Raw genomic sequence first — 17,253 nt, forward strand, 5'->3', positions numbered from 1 at the left:
TGCTATGGGAGGAGAAAGCGTTGGGCCAGCAAATAGGACTAACAAAGTCAACTTTGTGGCAAACTTCAATGGCGTTACTTATGTTCACCGTCATGTGATCGCGGCAGCCGTGTTGCATCAATTAGGTTCCGTACGAGAGGGCTTCTCGCAAATTTTCGGGCTTAACCGCATGTCGACCATAGGCATGGAATTTGCCGCTCCGAAAGTTGCGGAGGGAGCCATGATTCTGAATACCATTGCCGAGAAGCTGAAGCGCCATTCGAAGGATGTTTTCAAAGGCAGACATTTCGAGGCATGGCTGATTGTACAGGCGGTTGCCTGGTACTTGCGCTATCCGCTCAGCTATCGAGACCTTGAGGAGATGTTCCGGGAAGGTGGTTTCGAGGTCGATCATAGCACGGTCAACCACTGGGTATTGGCTTATGCGCCGATGATAGAAAAGCGGCTGCGGCAGTTTCGGCGCCCGCATTGTGGCTCGGTCCAGATCGTCGAAACCTACGTCAAGATTCGCGGCAAATGGCGCGCTCTTTACCGAGCCATCGACAAGCATGGCAATCCGGTGGATTTCCTGCTGACCGCTAAGCGCGATTTCGACGCCACCAAGCGGTTCTTCCGCACAATGCTGAAGGACGAGCCCCTGCTATCACCGGCAAAGATCGGGACGGACGGCGTCAGTACTTTTCCGTCGGCAATCAAGACATCAGTCGATAGTGAGCGCCTGCATCCGGGTAAAGAAGAACATGCCCGAGATCAGAGGCTTCCAGTCCTTTAACACGGCACGCCGAACCATTGCCGGTTTCGAAGCGACGCTCTGGCTCAGAAAAGGCTTCGGCTTTTCCGGCGGCTGGACTTTCAACAACCAGAACGATTTGCTTGCGCGCCTCTTCGGACTGCAAAAGGTTAACAAAGCATGAAAATGAAGATGCTCAGGGGATAATCACGCGCTCCGAAAATGTTTGCGACAAGCCCCCACGAGATCTCCTCAGACCATCATCGCGAACTGAGAACCGAAGCCATGCAATGTGGAGCGAAATTGCACGCCTGCAGACCGCATAAGCGAAAGCCGTGCGCAACATTTTTGAACGGTGTCGGTTAACTTTACGGTGCCGTGATAATTTCCTTCATAGACGGCTCTCCTCATTGCGGCTCCTAACAACCGCATCATGGCACTTCACGCGCCGGGGCGGGATGCCGTCCACCTCATCAAGCCCCATTGAAGTTCATCATGGCGGGCTTGTCTTTGATAGGTGTGAGGCACTCCATTCTCCGCCCAGAGCCTTGATTAGGTTGGCGCTGGCAACGAGGCGGTTTTGCGCGATTAAAAGCGCCGTCTCCTGGTTGGTGAGCGAAGTCGCCTGCGCGGTCACGACTGTCGTGTAGTTCGTCGTCCCGGCCTGATATTCGTTGAGCGCAATCGTGACGGCCTTCCGTGCAAGCCGAACCGCTTCAGCTTGCGCCGCAGCCTGATGCTGGAGGATGCGCAGGTTCGATAGCTCGTCGTCGACATCGTGGAACGCGGTGAGCACCGTTTGCCGGTAATTGGCGACGCTCTGATCGTAGGTGGCCCGTGCGGCGTCCACGGCGGCGGAACGCGTTCCCCCATCGAGCAAGGTCTGACTGCCGCTTGAGGCAAGCGACCAGACCATGTTGGTGGCCGAGACCAGTGGTGACACCCCGGAATAGCCGGCGACGGCCGACAAATTGATGGTGGGATAGTAGGCGGCGACCGCAACGCCGATCAGGGCATTTTGCTGTCGCATCGTTCGCTCCGCCTCGGCGATATCTGGTCGGCGCTCCAGAAGCGCGGAGGGAACCACGAGCGGAATGTTTGGTACCGCCTGTGCCAAGGCTCCCGACTTGATCGTCAGTTCCGATGGCGACTTGCCAATCAGCAGCGCGATGGCATGCTCGTATTGGGCGCGCAGTTCTCCAGCGGCAATGGCGGAGGCTTGGGTCGAGGCAAGCTCCGTTTGAGCGGTGATAATGTCGGAGCGCGATGCCACGCCAGCGGCATACTGGTTCTGCGTGATCTTGAGGCTGCGCTCATAGGCTGCCACCGTGTCGTTCAGGAGGCGAGCCAGCGAATCCTGATAGCGCAGCTCAAAATAATCCGTCACCAGATCGGCTTGGGCCGACAAGGTGAGGTCGGCGAGTTCTGCGGCACTGGCCTCGGCTGCCGCCTGATTGCTCTCGATCTTGCGGCGCACCTTGCCCCACAGATCGATGTCCCAGCTTCCCGTGACTTCAGCGGTCTGGGTGTTCGCAGTCACCGCAGAGCTGCGCTTGCGGGTTATACTCGGACTGGCCGTTACTGTTGGGACCAGGCTCGAGCGTGTTTCACGTACCACGGCCTGCGCTTCGCGATAAGCGGCTTCATAAGCCTTCAAATTCTGATTGCTGATCGCGACCTGAGGCACGAGTTCGTCGAGCAGCGGATCCTTGTAGACGCTCCACCACTTTCCTCGCGTCATGCCATTGCCTGGCTCTGCGACTTTCCATCCCTTCGGCGCCTCTTTAAAGGCGACCGGGGTTACAACGTCGGGCTTGAGATAGTCCGGCCCGACCGCACAGGCTTGGAGAAGAGACGACAGGCCGCAGAGCGTGCTGATGATGAGAAGTGGCTTCATTGCGCCGTTTCCGTGATGGCCGATCCAGGGAACGCGCGATGCCAGAACTTGAGCGAGCGGTGCCGAAGGCGATCGAGATAGAGATAAACCACCGGTGTGGTGTAGAGCGTCAGCATCTGGCTGACGATAAGGCCGCCGATGATAGCGATGCCGAGCGGGCGGCGCAGTTCCGCGCCCATGCCCTGATCAAGGACGAGCGGCACGGCGCCAAACAGGGCCGCGCAGGTGGTCATCATGATCGGACGAAAGCGCATCACGCAGGCCCGCCGGATCGCGGCCTCGGGCGCCAGACCATCTTCACGCTCCGCCTGGAGCGCGAAATCCACCATCATGATGGCATTTTTCTTGACGATGCCGATCAACAGGAAGACCCCGATCAGGGCGATTACGGTGAACTCGGTGTTGGCAAGGCTCAGCGCCAGCACGGCGCCTACACCGGCCGACGGCAGCGTCGAAAGAATGGTAAGCGGATGGATGTAGCTTTCGTAAAGGATGCCGAGCACTACGTAAACGGCAAGCAGCGCTGCACCGATCAGGATCGGCATGGTTGCGATGATGGACTGCGCCGTTCCGGCCGAGCCGGCGAAACTGCCATGGATGGATGTCGGCATGCGGATGTCGCGCACGGCTTGTTCGATGGCAGCGGTGGCATCTGCGAGCTTGGCGCCAGGCGCGAGGTTAAAGGAAATGGTGGTCGCGGCGGCCTGGCCCTGATGGTTGACCTGGACGGGAGTGGTGGCACCCGCCAGCCGCGCGAAGGCGGCCAGCGGGATCATGGTGCTGGTCGAAGTCGAGACTGCCGCACCACTGGAGGCGCTGCCGCCACTCGAGGTCGCGATCGAATTGGTCGCCTGGTTGCTGGCCGATGAACTCGAAGACGTCGTGGTTGAACTGCTTGTCGACGTGGTCGAGACCAGGGTGGAGGAGGCATTGGTCGAAGACGTGCCGCTCGCCGAATCTCCTGACGTACTCACATAGATTAAATTGAGCGACTCCGGATCCTCCAGATAGCGCGGTGCCAGCTCCATGATGACCCCGTACTGGTTCTGCGCTTTGTAGATGGTTGAGACCTGCCGTTCGCCAAAGGCGTCATAAAGCGTCGCGTCGATGATGTTGGGCGTCAGGCCGTAGCGCATGGCCGTCGGCCGGTCGATCATGATCTTTGTGTTGAGGCCGCCGGTCTGTTGGTCCGAGGCGACATCGGCCAGCGCCGGGCTTTGCTTCAAGATAGCCGTCAGCTTCTCTCCCCACTTTCGCAATTCAGCCATGTCGTCGGCCTGCAAGGTATATTGGTATTGGGCAAAGCTCATGCGGCCCCCGATGAAGAGATCCTGCGTTGGAAACATCATCAGCTGCGCACCGGGAATAGCGGCGAGTTTTGCGCGCAACCGCGCCATTATCTGCAAGGCTGAGGCGTCGCGCTCCTCAAGCGATTTCAGGGTGACGAACACTTGGCCCTGATTGGTGCTGCCCCCACCCGTGAAACCTACCACCGTCTGAACGGCGGGATCGGCCTTAACGATGTCCTGGGCCTGCGCCAGCTTCTTCGTCATGGCCTGAAACGAGATGCTCTCGTCAGCCATGATACCGCCCATCATCAGACCGCCGTCCTGTTGGGGAAACAGGCTCTTCGGAATGGCGGTGAAGAGAACGACGTTGAGCGCCACTGTGACGAGAAGCGTGACGAGAACCGGGAAAGGGTAAGCCAGCGCGCGCTGGAGGGACCGGTCGTAGAGGTGTTGCAGCCCATCGACCACGCTGCCGGCCGCACGCGCCAGGCTTCCGGGGGGATGATGGCCGCCGGAGCGAAGCAGCAGGGCGCACATCATCGGCGTGGTGGTAAGTGCGAGCACGAGCGAGACGCCGATCGCGACCGAAAGCACAATTGCGAACTCACGGAAGAGCCGCCCGACGAGGTCGCCGAGCAAAACGATGGGTAGGAACACAGCAACGAGCGACACACTCATCGAGACGACGGTGAAGCTGACCTCGCGCGCGCCGCGCAGGGTGGCTTCCACACGTGACACGCCCGTCTGCATGTGACGCTCAATGTTCTCCAGAACGACGATTGCGTCGTCGACGACGAAGCCCGTGGCAATGGTCAGCGCCATCAGCGACAGATTATCGAGGCTTTAGCCGAGGAGTTGCATCGCACCAAAGGTGCCGAGGATCGAGACCGGAACGGTGACCGCCGGGACAAGTGTAGCACGCCAGTTGCGCAGGAAGGCAATCGACATGTCGTTCACCCGCCCGCCTGGGCCAGAAGATCTCTACAATTTGCATAGCTGCCATGCACGAAAATCATCTTATTGGCCATCGTCAACTGCAACATAATGCGAGAACAGAAATTTCAGTTTCATAAATTATGTCCCGTTCTGGGCGTGGTTGTAGCGAGGATGAAGGCCATGATGATAGACGAACATTTCAAGTCCGGCATGCGGCGGCTTGCAAGCGGTGTCTCACTGATCACCACGAAAGACACCCATGATGCATGGCACGGCATGATCGCGACCTCCGTGACATCCGTCTCTGTCGAGCCGCCCAGCTTGCTGGTATGCATCAACCGGTCCGCCTCGTGCCATGACCCCCTGATCGAGTCGGGTGTTTTCTGTGTGAGCTTTCTGGGTGAGGACAACGATGCCATTGCCGAAGTCTTTTCATCTTCCAGATTCAAGGAGCAGAGGTTCCGGGATGGGGACTGGCGCAGGATTTCGACAGGTGCGCCAGCGCTTGCTCGCTCGCTTGCCAGTTTCGACTGCCGGGTAAAACAACAGCTTCAGGCAGACAGCCATACGATCTTTATCGGATCTGTGGAGGCGATAGAGCTTTGGGACGCACCGCTTTCGCCACTTGTCTACATGAACGGCGGATATGTCCGTTGCATATCTGCGGGCGTGTGACATTTCCGAGTCCTGGATATTGAAATTTTACGGCCCGTTGGCTATTGCGCCATATGGGGCGCTAAACGCATGTCTTTCGGGCCCGCGTTTCAAGGTTGGAAAGGCGTCCAATTTGAGCAGAGCCGGCGAACACGCTGGCCAAGGATGGTCGGATGCCGCGCAAGCAGACCCCCGCGAGAGCCGGGAAACTTCTCAGAACAGACGCCTATGAGCGCCTCCTCATCGCCATTATCACGGGTGAGATCGAGGCCGGGTCGCGGGTTGACGAAAAGCAGCTCATGAAGCAGTACGGCCTGGGCCAGGCGGCCGTTCGCGACGCCCTGTTCAGGCTTGATCTTGAGGGGTTGGTCGAGCGCCATCCGCGCATTGGAACACGCGTCGCCGAATTGGGCCTGCGTGAATTGCAGGATGTCTACGAGGCCCGGTTGCTGCTTGAAAGCTACGCGGCCGCACTAGGGGCCGTTCGCGGCACGCCCGAAGACTTTGCCGCCATCCGCGGCGCCTTCGCCCAGCATGCTGACGCCGTCGAGCGCCGCGATATCCACAAGATGGTCGAGATCGACTGGGCGTTTCATCGCGCCTTGGCCCGAGCCAGCCAAAATCAACAGATCGAGGTCGCCCTCCGCCGGCTGCACAACAACGCCTGTCGCTTCTGGTGTTTCGGACTGAAACGCGCGTCCTCCACTGAAATGCACCAGCAGCGCCAATATCATCTCGACATCGTCGACGCGATGGAGGCTCGCGACATGGCAGGCATCGAGGCTGCCATCCGCAAGGCGAGCGGCTACAGCCCGGACCGCAACTTTCTTGTCGGGGAACCGTCGCTGCCCTTCAGTGTCCATACGTTGATGCCGTGACTGCGTCTGGCGTCCGGCAGCCAGGGTCACGCCAGAGCATATTTTCCAGAAACTGAAATTTCAGATCTATGCGCTGGGCAAATAGGTACTTGGCGCTGAATGCATGACTGCGCCGCGTTCCGGGCATGGCGGCGCAACATGAAATTGTTCGCGAAATTCCTCCTCGCCAGATGACGATGCGTCGTCCTGAGATTTCAATCCCATGATACACTTGAGGAATCTCAATTTTTGATGAGAACACGCGGCTTGCTTCCGGCAAAACCTGGGCGTGAAAACCATCCCTTGGAGCTCCGTTCCTATGCATCCTGCGGTCTCGGATTTGATGTTGCGGCGCAACGTCCGATTCTCGCAGCTGCGATTTGCCAAGTTGACAGGCCATGAAACAGCGGACAGTGTTGCCCTCAACGAGGCATAAAAATGCACGCCAATAGGGGAACTGAAATGTCAAATGTAATCACCCAATTCGCATGCACAGCAATTTTTGGAATTTTAGGGTCCGTCGCTTCGGCTGAAGCGGCTGACAAGGTCGTCATGGGAACAGGGTGGTTGGCCCAGGCCGAGCATGGCGGCTTCTACCAGGCCTTGGCCGATGGCACTTACGCGAAGTACGGCCTCGATGTTTCTATCATGATGGGCGGCCCGCAGACCCCCACCGAGGCGAAGCTGATTGCCGGAAAGATCCAGTTCATGCAGGGCGGGACGCTGGGCGCCTTCGACGCGGTGGCCAACAACGTGCCGCTGATCACGGTGGCGGCGATTTTCCAGAAGGATCCGCAGGCCATTCTTGCCCATCCTGACCAGGGCATCGAGAAGATCGACGATCTTGCCAAGCTCGATACGCTGTTCCTCTCGGGTGCAGGCTACGACACCTATTTCCGCTGGATGAAGTCGGCGAACCCCGCGTTCAAGGACGAGAAGGTCAAGCCCTACACGTTCAACCCCGCGCCGTTCATTGCCAATGCGAAGTCCGGACAGCAGGCCTACATCACCTCCGAACCCTTTGCGATCAAGAAAATGGCGGGCTGGGACCCGAAAGCCTTCCTGCTTGCGGACTACGGCTATGCCGCCTATGCGACCACCATCGAGACCCAGAAAGCGCTCTACGAGAAGAACCCGGACCTGGTGAAACGCTTTGTCGAGGCCTCCATCTTGGGCTGGTACAATTATCTCTATGGCGACAACAAGGCTGCTAACGATCTGATCAAGAAGGACAATCCGGAAATGACGGATGAGCAGATCGCCTTCACGATTGCGCAGCTGAAAAAATACGAGATCGTCACCAGCGGCGATGCCGCCGCCGAGGGCATCGGCTGCATGACCGACGAACACTACAAGACCTTCTTCGACTCCATGTCCAAGGCCGGTGTGCTCAAGGCGGGCCTGGACTACAAGAAGGCCTATACCAACGAGTTTGTCTGCAAAGGCCTCGGCAAGGAACTCGCCAAGTAGGGTGAGACTGCCCTTGTCTCGACGAGACCCGCAGCATCTCTCCGTCCGCCCCAGGCCGGAGCCCCTTTCGGATAGCTCCTGCTATTTCAATCCTGTCTGAACAGAAGATCCATGATGGACGTACGTATGCCAACTCCGCCGACCACTGTCCGTCCGATCGTGACGCTCAGTGATGTTAGCAAGCGCTTCGCCAATGGGACGCTCGCCTTGTCAGGCATGTCCATGAAGGTCCAGGAGGGGCAATTCATCAGCCTTCTCGGGCCATCGGGATGCGGAAAGTCGACCGCGCTTCGGCTCGTCGCCGGCCTCGGCGACCCGACCAGCGGCGAGATCGACTGGCCCCGTTCAAGCTACACCGTAGACGGGCGTCCGCAACGGGAGACGAGCTTCGTCTTTCAAGAGCCGACGCTCATGCCGTGGGCGACCGTGTTCAACAATGTCTGGCTGCCGCTCCGGCTCGCCGGCCAGTCGAAGGCGCAGGCGCGGGAAGCCATCATGGATGCGCTTGCCATGGTCGGCCTGGAGAAGTTCGGTCACGCCTATCCCCGCGAACTGTCCGGCGGCATGAAGATGCGCGTGTCGATCGCCCGGGCGCTGATCACCCGGCCCAAGCTCCTCTTGATGGACGAGCCCTTCGCGGCGCTCGACGAGATCACCCGCCAGAAGCTCAACGACGACCTTCTGAGACTCTGGAGCGAGCACCGCTGGACGGTTCTCTTCGTCACCCACTCGGTGACAGAGGCTGTCTATCTGTCAGACCGCATTGTCGTCATGGCCGCGCGGCCCGGCCGCGTCATTGCCGATCTCGATAACCAGCTCTCCTGGCCGCGCGGAGCCGAAACCCGCACGTCCTCGGAATTCGCCGCCGTCAGCCGCCACATCTCGGCGGTGCTTCATCAAACCATGGGGGAGCATGATCACCTATGAGCGAGAAACAGATCATGGAAAGCGAAACCGCCAGGACCGCAGAAATGGCGCCGAAACCCGCGCCTGTAGCTCTTTGGCACCGCTATCGGGCACCACTCGCCCAAGTCGCCATTCCCGCAGGTGCGCTGCTGATCTTTCTGGTGCTCTGGCAGTGGTATGTGCGCGAGGCGGCCGTCCCGCTCTATATCCTTCCTGCGCCGACGGATGTTGCAGCATCGCTCTATAATGACTGGGGCATTCTTTCCGCAGCACTCCTCATCACGTTGAAGATCACCTTTTCCGCGCTCGCCGCTGCTCTGGCCGGAGGCGTGCTCTTCGCCATCCTGTTCGCCGAGTCGCGCTTTCTTGAACTGATTTTCTACCCCTACGCCGTCGTGCTGCAGGTCACGCCGATCGTGGCTGTTGCGCCGCTGATCATCATCTACGTGCAGCAGACCGAGCTTGTGCTGCTGCTCTGCGCATTCCTCGTCGCCTTCTTCCCGATCCTTTCCAACACGACCCAGGGGTTGAAGAGTGCAGACCACAATCTGCTGAACCTGTTCGAGATGTATGGGGCCAACCGATGGCAGCGGCTGCGGCTGCTGTTGATCCCCGGCGCACTGCCCTATTTCACGATAGGCTTGCGGATCGGCGGTGGCCTCGCGCTGATCGGTGCGATTGTAGCCGAGTTCACGGCGGGGGCTGCGGGCGAAAAGGCGGGTCTCGCCTTCCGTATCCTCGAGGCCGGCCGGCGGCTCAATGTGCCACGGCTCTTCGCCGCCCTGCTTCTCATCACCTTCACCGGCGTCGTGATTTTCGCACTGACCAGCCTCATTTCACATCTCCTCTTGCGCAAATGGCACGAGAGCGCGCTGAAGCGCGAGAACTGAAACCGATTGTCGAACAACCGTCGTCCGACTGGGGAACAAAAACAATGCGTAAGGTAGAACTCGGAATATTCATGCCGGTCGGCAGCAACGGCTTTCTCATGTCGAATGCCGCGCCACGCTATCAGCCCACCTTCGAACTGCATAGCGGCATTGCCCGCATCGCGGAGGACATGGGGCTGGATTATCTCTTCTCCATGGGAAAGTGGATGGGCTTCCCAGGCGACAGCGGCTTCTGGCAGAACACGATCGAGCCCATGTCGATGGCCTCGGCTGTTTCGGGCGTCACCAAGTCGATCAAGGTTTATTCGACCATCAATCCGCTGCTGTTCCACCCGGCGGTCGCTGCCAAGATCATCGCGACCATCGACAACATCTCCGGCGGGCGCTTCGGCATCAATATCGTGACCGGCAATACGCTGGAAGAGATCGAGCAGATGGGGCTCGTCCCAGAAGGCTATGGCGAGTACCGGTATGAATACGCAGACGAATGGATTTCCATCATAAAGTCGCTGTGGAGCCAGCCGACGACTGATTGGGACGGCCGGTTCTTCAAGCTCAAGGGCTGCGTTTCGGATCCGAAGCCCTTGTCGAAGCCATTTCCGGCCATCGTGTCTGCCGGCATTTCCGATGAAGGCCTCGCCTTCGGGGCGAAGCATTCGGACTATCAGTTTGTCGGCGGCGGCGGCGCGGAAGTGGCCAAGGTCAAAACCTACGCCGAGCAAATCGGCCGGACACTCAAGACTTCCGGCAATGTCATGATCGTCGTCGGCGAGACCGATGAAGACGCCATGAAGCGCTTCGCGGCTCTGCGCGATGCGCGCGACGAAAAGGCCTTCGATCAACTCATCAACTCCTTCGAACGCGACAACCGCGAATCCTACGGCAGCCGCACCTCCTATCTGCGCAACCCCGATGTCGTCGGCTTCGGTAACGGCACGCCGATCATCGGATCGCCGGAAACGGTCGCGGCCAAGATGGCGCAAATGTACCTGGGGGCCGGGCTCGACGCCCTGCAGATGACGTTCATCGACTTCATCGTCGACCTGAAAGGCTTCGGCGAGCAGGTCTATCCGAAACTCAAGGCCATTCTGGCCACAGAGGCGGTGAAACTCGGTGCGTGAGCGATCGCGCGCAAGGGGACGGATCATCAAGGGAAATTTCACATGACGGCGAAAATGCACATCGGTTACGATCTGTCCTGGACGCATCTGGAGGGGCGCTGGCGCCTGCCAGGCTCCTGGTCTCATGCAACCTATCCGGACTTGCGTATCTTCAAGGAAGTCGCGGTAATCGCTGAACGCGGTATGCTGGATTTCCTGTTTTTCGGCGACGGCTCCGGTATCCCGAGCACCTGGAAAGGCTCGATCGCGGATGCCGTTAGATGGGGCGTCGGCTGGCCGCGCCTCGATATGAGCCCTTTCATCGCGGCGATGAGCCAGGTGACGCAGCATATTGGTTTCGGGCTGACCTACTCCTCGACCTTCCTGCCGCCCTACTATGTCGCGCGGCTGCTCAATTCGCTGGACCACGTCACCGGCGGTCGCATCGCTTTCAACGTCATTGCGTCATCGCGGCGCGCCGACGCAGCCAACTATGGTTTTGAGGATCTCATGGACCATGACGACCGCTACGGCCGCATGGAAGAGTTCATGAGCGTCTGCAACCAGCTATGGGAAAGCGTCGCGCCAGACGCCTTCATCTGGGACCGCGAGACTGGCGTCGTCGCGGACTCTTCGAAGGTCGCTGCTATCAACCACAAGGGCACGTTCTTCTCGGTCAAGGGGCCGTTGGCCTCGGTTCCCTCGCCGCAGGTGAAGCCGGTCGTGGTGCAGGCGGGCGCCTCGCCGCGCGGCATCCAGGCGTCGGCAACCTTCGCCGACATGATCTTTGCCGCCAATCACGACATGTCAAAGCGCAAGAAGCATCGCGCCGACCTTGATGCAGCTCTGGCCGCACAGGGACGCGATCCGGCAAAGGTCGGCATCGTGTGGGACGAAGTGCTGATCGTCGGAGAAACGACAGAAGACGCCAAGCGCCGCCACGCGCATCTCCTCAATGCCGTTCCTTTTGAGGCTGTGGGCGCGTTCATGTCCCACCAGATCGGCTACGACCTTTCGAAACTTCCCGAGCGCTTCACGACCGCCGAGATCAACGATGTCATCGTGAAATCCAATGCCTCGCCGGTCGGCTTCATGAACATGACGCATGAGATCGACCCGAACAAGGAAATCACGCGAGACGAGTTCTACTATCACATCAAGCAGCATACCGGCTCCTACGACCATGCCGTCGTCGGCTCGGCCGGGGAGATCGCCGACTATCTCGAAGAGATTTTCGTCGAGACGGGGGAGCGCGGCGGCTTCATGATCGCCCATCCGCCCGGCGTGCCGCGCGATCTGCTGAACGTCATCGATTTCCTGGTGCCGGAACTGCAGCGCCGCGGCCGCTTCCGCAAGGCCTATGCGGGCTCGACGCTGCGCGAAAACCTGATGGACTCATGACATGACGATCATCGTCGAGACCACCAACTACTTCGCCAAACCGGGCCTTGCGGAGGCGGTGCTCACCCATCGTCGCAAGGGTTCGGTGCTACGCATCAGTCTGGGGCTCGCCGCCGGCGAAATCTTCGTGCGACAGGGCGACAAGGGGCCGGACGTGCGCTGGGAGTGCCGGTTTTCCGACGAGGCGGCCTTAGCTGCCGATCTGGCGGCACGCGACAAGAGCCCGGAATTCGCGCGCCAGCGCGAGGAGATGGGAGTGCTTCTCGAGCGCTTCGAGCGGCATGTTTTCAAAGCAGATGAACAGGGCGCGTGAAGTTGCCCGGAGGGAATTGCCATGAGTGACAAGAAGGTACGCATTGCCCATCTTGCCGGTCCGAACGCGACCATTACCAACACGCCGCCGCTGGTCACGTCCAACAAGGCACGCGCGCAGCACGGTCTACCCCTCGTGACGGATATCGAGGGTAATCCAGTGCGCTTTGACGTATTGCGCCCGCAGAAGCTGGCGTCGCCAGTGACGGTCTATGTCGAGCAGTTCACCGCGCATCCGCTGGAAAGCGATGTCGCGGAAATTTATGCCGATCCGGACGGATATCTCGACGGCACCGGCGCTCTCCACGAAACTCGGCAGTCGCCGGATGACAAGCCGGTCTTCAAGGTCGAACTTAAGCCCGAAGACGGCTATTACCCGATGCCCTACATGGCGCGTCAAAAAGATGGCTCTGCCTGGGAGACCGATACGGCCTATCCCTTCGCGCCGCGTGACAAGAGCCGCCAGCCCTTTACGCCGGATGGAAGCCGGATTTTCGAGGAAACGGACCGGCTGGGGATCGACAGCCTCGGCTTCGGCAATACGATCTCCAGCATAGCCGATGTCGATTTCTACCGCGTCGCGCCGTCCGGCGGCTACACGAAAGGCCTCTCCGCCGAAAAGCGGACTGACATGGGCGAGGGCGATATTGCGCCGGAAGTGGCCGGCAAGGATTTCTGGCCCTACCGTCCGCATCACCTCAACATGTCTCCGGCCCGCATGACCCTCGCCCGCGTCACCAACATGACGCAGCAAATCCTCTCGTCGGGCGATTATGACGGCGCGATCTGGACGCAGGGCAGTCCGCGCATCGAAGAGACGATGTACTGGTTCAACCTGCTGCTGGACGTGACCGTTCCAGTCTGCGGCAACGCGTCCCAGCGCTACCACGGCCAGATTTCCAACGACGGACCCAAGAACCTTGCCGACAGCGCAGAGTATATTCAATCCCGCTGCTGGGCGGGCGAGGACGGACGTAATGTTGCCGGTATGGTGCTGGTGCAGGACCAGCGTGTCTTTGCTGCGCGCGAGGTGTCAAAGGGCGATGCGCGGCCGGGCGGCTATGTCGCGACAGGGGGACATGGCGGGATAGTGGGCGCAGCCGGCAGCGGCGTGGGATCGGTACTGCGCTATATCCCGGTCATGAAGCACAGCTACAAATCCGACGTGCGGATCACGCAACTGCCGGCTTCCGTCAACGGCAACCTCAAGGGACTGGACGGCTTCTACGCGGTCGAGGTTCAGATCAAGGACACTGAAGGCCGGCTGCTGGAAAGCGCCATTCCGAAAGTCTCGATCGTCAAGGACGCGTCCTATATCGAAGATGACTTTGAAAGCGACCCGGCGCAGGAGGTCGATGTCATAGCGCTGATGGAATACAAGCTTGAGAAGGAGCCGCTGTCAGGCTTCGTGCTGGAAGGCCTGAACCCTTATGGCAAACCGGCTGCCTCCTCCAAGTCACGCATCCTCGCCCGCGCCGCCTTTTGCGGCTTTCCGGTCGTCATGTGCGGTCGGGGCTCGACAGAAGGCTTTGCTTTCAGGGGCGGCCCTTTCATCGCAGGGTCCAACCTGACGTCGATCAAGGGCCGCATTCTCCTGATGGCCTGCCTGATGAAATTCGGCATGCTGCCGCCGGCCAGGGACCCAGCCAAGCCAACGCCGGAAGAACGCGCCGCAGTCGAGGCGAAGCTTGCCCTTTACCAGGCGGTCTTTGATACCCACTGAGGTGAGGGAAGCGCGACATGACGATCGAGCGGGCAATTCAGGCGGAGTTCCGCCTGAGCGGCAAGGATAGCGCAAACCTGCGCAATGCGCGGGTCCCTGCCTGTCTGCTGTTCGACGATGAACTGAAAGGGCTAAGTTCCGATCGTGACCGTGCGCTGCTGTCGATATATTCCTGGACGGCGAAAACATCAGCGCGATCACGCCTGTCGATGTTCACACGCATCTGGACAAGGGACACATGGTCGAACGTGCACCCGATTCCGGCGGAACTGGGCGTTGGTGCGGGGATCAAATTTCAACATTTTGCATCTATGGGGCCGGGATCGAAAATAGGTTGATTGATCCAGCATGCCGCACAAACATAACGCCTCACTGCCGATGGAGCCTATGATGGTGCTCCCACCTATGACGTTGTCCTGCGTCACAGCCTAGGCGCAAGGGTAGTCATTCCACCGCGCTCGAATGCGGTTGAAAAGCCCAACGCCCAGGCGTTCTGCCAGAGACACGACCACATCGCATCCGTGCAGATAGACGGCCGGCTTAAATGGCAGGCATCTACCGGCTATGGCAAACGAGCATTGGTTGAAACCGCGATGGGTCGATATAAAGGCGTCATTGGACAGCGTTTGCGCGCTCGGTCATTCCTCGCTCAACAGACCGAAGCTGCGATCGGCGTCGCCATTCTTAACCGAATGCTCGCCTGCGGACGACCGAAATCCGTTCGTTGCCGAGCCTCGGCAGGAGCAGCCAAATAAGCGGACCCATCAAAGAACGAGATCCGCTGATTAGCTGAGCCGCGCACCAACGCCTTTTACGGGTTGAAAATGCCGAAGATTGGTGGGTGAGCCGTTATAGCATGGTGCGCCACGCTATGATGGGATCACTAAATGTAGTCGCGCTGCACACCTGAAATCACGTCCATGAAGCGGTTTTTGCGCTCTTGAAGCACGGTATCGAAACTCAATTGAGGCTCAATACGACTTGCCTGCCATAAACCAAGCGCCGACGGTACAGCCAACGCTTGTTTGGTTATATTTTTTATAGAGGTTTTTCGAGGTGAGCGTGCCTGCTCAAGAACCGCCGTCTCGACAACGCGACTATTTGGATTGTCCAGCACCGTTTTATTGTCACTAAATCTCATACCCCAGAAGGAATCGTCCTTCATCATCGCTTCAGCACGGGTTGATATGGCCACGCGCCTTGGCCTATAGGTAAGTCCAAGAGTGGATGCCCAGTCGTTCCATTTGAAGCTGTTAATTGCCCGCGAGGTTGAGACGGGGATCCAGGGAACCCGGAAGGCATCCGCCAGAATTGCACCGTGCATGGACTCGGCCACAATCAGTTCCGACTGTGCGATCATACGGATAACGGCCTTGGCTTCGCCGCATGGGTCGATATAGGTCAGGCCGACCTGTGAACTTATGGTTTTCCAGATGCCGGAAACAGCTGACTCCCAATGGGGAACGAAGCTCTTTTTATACAGCTTCGGTAATTTTCCAAATTCAGGCATATCCGGCACCATAACGGCAGGATCGACTATTCCCATATCCGTCGGCAGCATGAGTTTTTCGGCTGTTAATGGCCCGCGCACGCAACGTATGTCCCATTGCGCTCTATCGCTCATATCCGGCAGGCTACCATAGCCAAAGCCGCTGCCAATAACCAGCTTGCGGCCCGTAGGGGGAAGCAGCGCACCGTTGAGAACCGTTCCGACTCCCACCAGAAGCAAGTCGTCATCGACCTCTCTAAAGCCGGGGAGCAGGAAATCCCAAAGCCAGAGATTGAGGTCATCTCCAAAATTGCCGTTCGCACATTCCCAGTAAAAAGCTTTCATAGACTTTCTGCATTCATTATAGTTGTTCCTGGATGGGGCTGGTTTGATCTGAAGCACGAACGACCTCAGTCGAACGGGATGGCCTTAACTTGCTCACCGTCAGAGATACTAAGGTCAATAGCAATTTTGGATCTTTCACAACCCATTGTGCCAGAAGTCCAAGCTGCGGCATTTGCCCGCGTTTGATCCTTCCCACCTGACTCCATAAAGCATGGCGCCGCACGGTTTCCTTGCTGTCACGAATTGCTGTGAGGAGAGCTGAGCGTTTTGCGAATTTTTCCACCAGTATGTTCTGAGCCAGACACATGTCGAATTGCTGTTTAAGGTAGATAGGGGAGGATGCGTCAATACTGTGGAAAATATTCATTCCCTCTCCGCGCTGCGCACCGTCTGCGCCGCAGAGTGCGACCCGCTTTGCGGCAAGCACGCAATCACTGAAAAACAGCACATCTTCTGCAGCCAGCCTCAAATGTGCCTCGAATTGAACCTTTGCAGCAAGCGAGCGACCAATAACCATGGTTGATAGGTGCAAAAACTGGCTGAGATAGAGAAATTCTCCCTGTTTGAACATGAGCCCCGTCATGTCCGGGACTTCCAGAACGAGCGGCGTGTCCTGAAGACGTTGTACTTTTTCGCTCTGCTCCAGTCCCTGAATACTAAAATGAAATTCGAAACCCTCACCACCGCTGATCGAAGCCCAATAGCAATCTGCTTCAAAGCGCTGCATCGTCTCGATCGCGTTTTTGAGATGGTCTTCATGCCAAGTATCATCAGAATCGAGGAAGGCAATATACTGACTATTGTCGCCGATATGGGTAAGGCCGGTGTTGCGAGCGCCCCCTGGTCCGCTATTTTTTTGATGAATAACCCGGATTCGGTCTCGTTGGGATTGGCTCAGTGGTGCGAGTTCCTCCATAATCGGGTGGGGGGATGCATCGTCAACAATGACAATTTCAAAACTTTGATAGGACTGAGCAAAAACTGACGATAGTCCTCTTCGTAATATCCCATCATTTTTCTGGTAAAATGGAATAATAACTGTAAAATTTGACATATTTGACCCCCGTCAGTATGTTTCGATTTGAAGCGTCTCAATTCAAAAAATCACCAAATTAATGGTGAAATGGACATGCGTCAGGGACTCAAAATTATAAAATATTGATATTGCAATATTTTGTATGATATATTAAATAATGCAATGCATTACATGAAATATAAATCAGATTTAACAGAGATCTTTATATCTCTCATAAT

General features: G+C 58.1%; 13 protein-coding genes and 3 pseudogenes. 12 read left to right on the top strand and 4 right to left on the bottom strand.

What is annotated here, in order from left to right:
* The first annotated feature begins 220 nt into the window (after positions 1-220).
* Positions 221-914, top strand: a pseudogene (locus tag V6582_RS21035) (IS6 family transposase).
* Positions 915-1,223: 309 nt separating this feature from the next.
* On the opposite strand, the gene V6582_RS21040 reads toward V6582_RS21035, so the two are convergent.
* Complete coding sequence (locus tag V6582_RS21040; protein WP_156634550.1) at positions 1,224-2,627, bottom strand: efflux transporter outer membrane subunit; 1,404 nt, start codon at positions 2,625-2,627, stop codon at positions 1,224-1,226.
* Positions 2,624-4,852 (bottom strand): annotated as a pseudogene (locus V6582_RS21045) (efflux RND transporter permease subunit); the annotation flags it as partial. The pseudogene V6582_RS21045 and the gene V6582_RS21040, both read right to left, overlap by 4 nt.
* A gap of 180 nt (positions 4,853-5,032) precedes the next feature.
* On the opposite strand from V6582_RS21045, the gene V6582_RS21050 reads away from it, so the two are divergent.
* The 11 genes and pseudogenes from V6582_RS21050 to V6582_RS21100 all read left to right on the top strand — a co-directional run.
* Complete coding sequence (locus tag V6582_RS21050) at positions 5,033-5,527, top strand: flavin reductase family protein (RefSeq protein ID WP_234889860.1); 495 nt, start codon at positions 5,033-5,035, stop codon at positions 5,525-5,527.
* A 152-nt stretch (positions 5,528-5,679) separates the two neighbouring features.
* Positions 5,680-6,384: a GntR family transcriptional regulator gene (locus V6582_RS21055; protein WP_156634547.1), complete on the top strand. Its 705-nt coding sequence runs from the start codon at positions 5,680-5,682 to the stop codon at positions 6,382-6,384.
* A 441-nt stretch (positions 6,385-6,825) separates the two neighbouring features.
* Positions 6,826-7,833 (top strand): ABC transporter substrate-binding protein, encoded by a 1,008-nt coding sequence (locus V6582_RS21060; RefSeq protein WP_156634546.1) that lies wholly within the window; start codon positions 6,826-6,828, stop codon positions 7,831-7,833.
* 114 nt (positions 7,834-7,947) lie between these two features.
* Complete coding sequence (locus tag V6582_RS21065; RefSeq protein ID WP_156634545.1) at positions 7,948-8,760, top strand: ABC transporter ATP-binding protein; 813 nt, start codon at positions 7,948-7,950, stop codon at positions 8,758-8,760.
* 44 nt (positions 8,761-8,804) lie between these two features.
* On the top strand, positions 8,805-9,629 hold the full coding sequence (locus tag V6582_RS21070; protein WP_234889861.1) for an ABC transporter permease: 825 nt from the start codon (positions 8,805-8,807) through the stop codon (positions 9,627-9,629).
* A gap of 71 nt (positions 9,630-9,700) precedes the next feature.
* Complete coding sequence (locus tag V6582_RS21075) at positions 9,701-10,750, top strand: LLM class flavin-dependent oxidoreductase (protein WP_197434500.1); 1,050 nt, start codon at positions 9,701-9,703, stop codon at positions 10,748-10,750.
* 42 nt (positions 10,751-10,792) lie between these two features.
* Positions 10,793-12,130, top strand: a complete 1,338-nt coding sequence (locus tag V6582_RS21080) for an NtaA/DmoA family FMN-dependent monooxygenase (protein WP_156634542.1) — start codon at positions 10,793-10,795, stop codon at positions 12,128-12,130.
* Position 12,131: 1 nt separating this feature from the next.
* Positions 12,132-12,443: a hypothetical protein gene (locus V6582_RS21085; protein WP_156634541.1), complete on the top strand. Its 312-nt coding sequence runs from the start codon at positions 12,132-12,134 to the stop codon at positions 12,441-12,443.
* A 21-nt stretch (positions 12,444-12,464) separates the two neighbouring features.
* Positions 12,465-14,165: an asparaginase domain-containing protein gene (locus V6582_RS21090; RefSeq protein ID WP_156634540.1), complete on the top strand. Its 1,701-nt coding sequence runs from the start codon at positions 12,465-12,467 to the stop codon at positions 14,163-14,165.
* Positions 14,166-14,182: 17 nt separating this feature from the next.
* Positions 14,183-14,503 carry a hypothetical protein gene (locus V6582_RS21095; RefSeq protein WP_156634539.1) on the top strand — a complete coding sequence of 107 codons (321 nt, stop codon included), beginning with the start codon at positions 14,183-14,185 and terminating at the stop codon, positions 14,501-14,503.
* Positions 14,504-14,530: 27 nt separating this feature from the next.
* Positions 14,531-14,920: pseudogene (locus V6582_RS21100) on the top strand (transposase); the annotation flags it as partial.
* Positions 14,921-15,048: 128 nt separating this feature from the next.
* On the opposite strand, the gene V6582_RS21105 reads toward V6582_RS21100, so the two are convergent.
* Both V6582_RS21105 and V6582_RS21110 read right to left on the bottom strand, forming a co-directional pair.
* Complete coding sequence (locus V6582_RS21105) at positions 15,049-15,999, bottom strand: polysaccharide pyruvyl transferase family protein (protein ID WP_156634538.1); 951 nt, start codon at positions 15,997-15,999, stop codon at positions 15,049-15,051.
* A 16-nt stretch (positions 16,000-16,015) separates the two neighbouring features.
* Entirely contained in the window at positions 16,016-17,053 is a 1,038-nt protein-coding gene (locus V6582_RS21110) for a glycosyltransferase family 2 protein (protein ID WP_156634537.1), read from the bottom strand.
* Between the last annotated feature and the right edge of the window lie 200 nt (positions 17,054-17,253).

It is taken from the genome of Agrobacterium vitis (assembly GCF_037039395.1).
Lineage (GTDB): Bacteria > Pseudomonadota > Alphaproteobacteria > Rhizobiales > Rhizobiaceae > Allorhizobium > Allorhizobium vitis_E.

Excerpts from the sequence above, each read along its gene's own strand:
- V6582_RS21065 (WP_156634545.1), top strand. The coding sequence starts at position 7,948 with ATGGACGTACGTATGCCAACTCCGCCGACCACTGTCCGTCCGATCGTG.
- V6582_RS21105 (WP_156634538.1), bottom strand. The coding sequence starts at position 15,999 with ATGAAAGCTTTTTACTGGGAATGTGCGAACGGCAATTTTGGAGATGAC.
- V6582_RS21040 (WP_156634550.1), bottom strand. The coding sequence starts at position 2,627 with ATGAAGCCACTTCTCATCATCAGCACGCTCTGCGGCCTGTCGTCTCTT.
- V6582_RS21080 (WP_156634542.1), top strand. The coding sequence starts at position 10,793 with ATGACGGCGAAAATGCACATCGGTTACGATCTGTCCTGGACGCATCTG.
- V6582_RS21090 (WP_156634540.1), top strand. The coding sequence starts at position 12,465 with ATGAGTGACAAGAAGGTACGCATTGCCCATCTTGCCGGTCCGAACGCG.
- V6582_RS21095 (WP_156634539.1), top strand. The coding sequence starts at position 14,183 with ATGACGATCGAGCGGGCAATTCAGGCGGAGTTCCGCCTGAGCGGCAAG.
- V6582_RS21055 (WP_156634547.1), top strand. The coding sequence starts at position 5,680 with ATGCCGCGCAAGCAGACCCCCGCGAGAGCCGGGAAACTTCTCAGAACA.
- V6582_RS21050 (WP_234889860.1), top strand. The coding sequence starts at position 5,033 with ATGATGATAGACGAACATTTCAAGTCCGGCATGCGGCGGCTTGCAAGC.
- V6582_RS21075 (WP_197434500.1), top strand. The coding sequence starts at position 9,701 with ATGCCGGTCGGCAGCAACGGCTTTCTCATGTCGAATGCCGCGCCACGC.
- V6582_RS21060 (WP_156634546.1), top strand. The coding sequence starts at position 6,826 with ATGTCAAATGTAATCACCCAATTCGCATGCACAGCAATTTTTGGAATT.
- V6582_RS21110 (WP_156634537.1), bottom strand. The coding sequence starts at position 17,053 with ATGTCAAATTTTACAGTTATTATTCCATTTTACCAGAAAAATGATGGG.
- V6582_RS21085 (WP_156634541.1), top strand. The coding sequence starts at position 12,132 with ATGACGATCATCGTCGAGACCACCAACTACTTCGCCAAACCGGGCCTT.
- V6582_RS21070 (WP_234889861.1), top strand. The coding sequence starts at position 8,805 with ATGGCGCCGAAACCCGCGCCTGTAGCTCTTTGGCACCGCTATCGGGCA.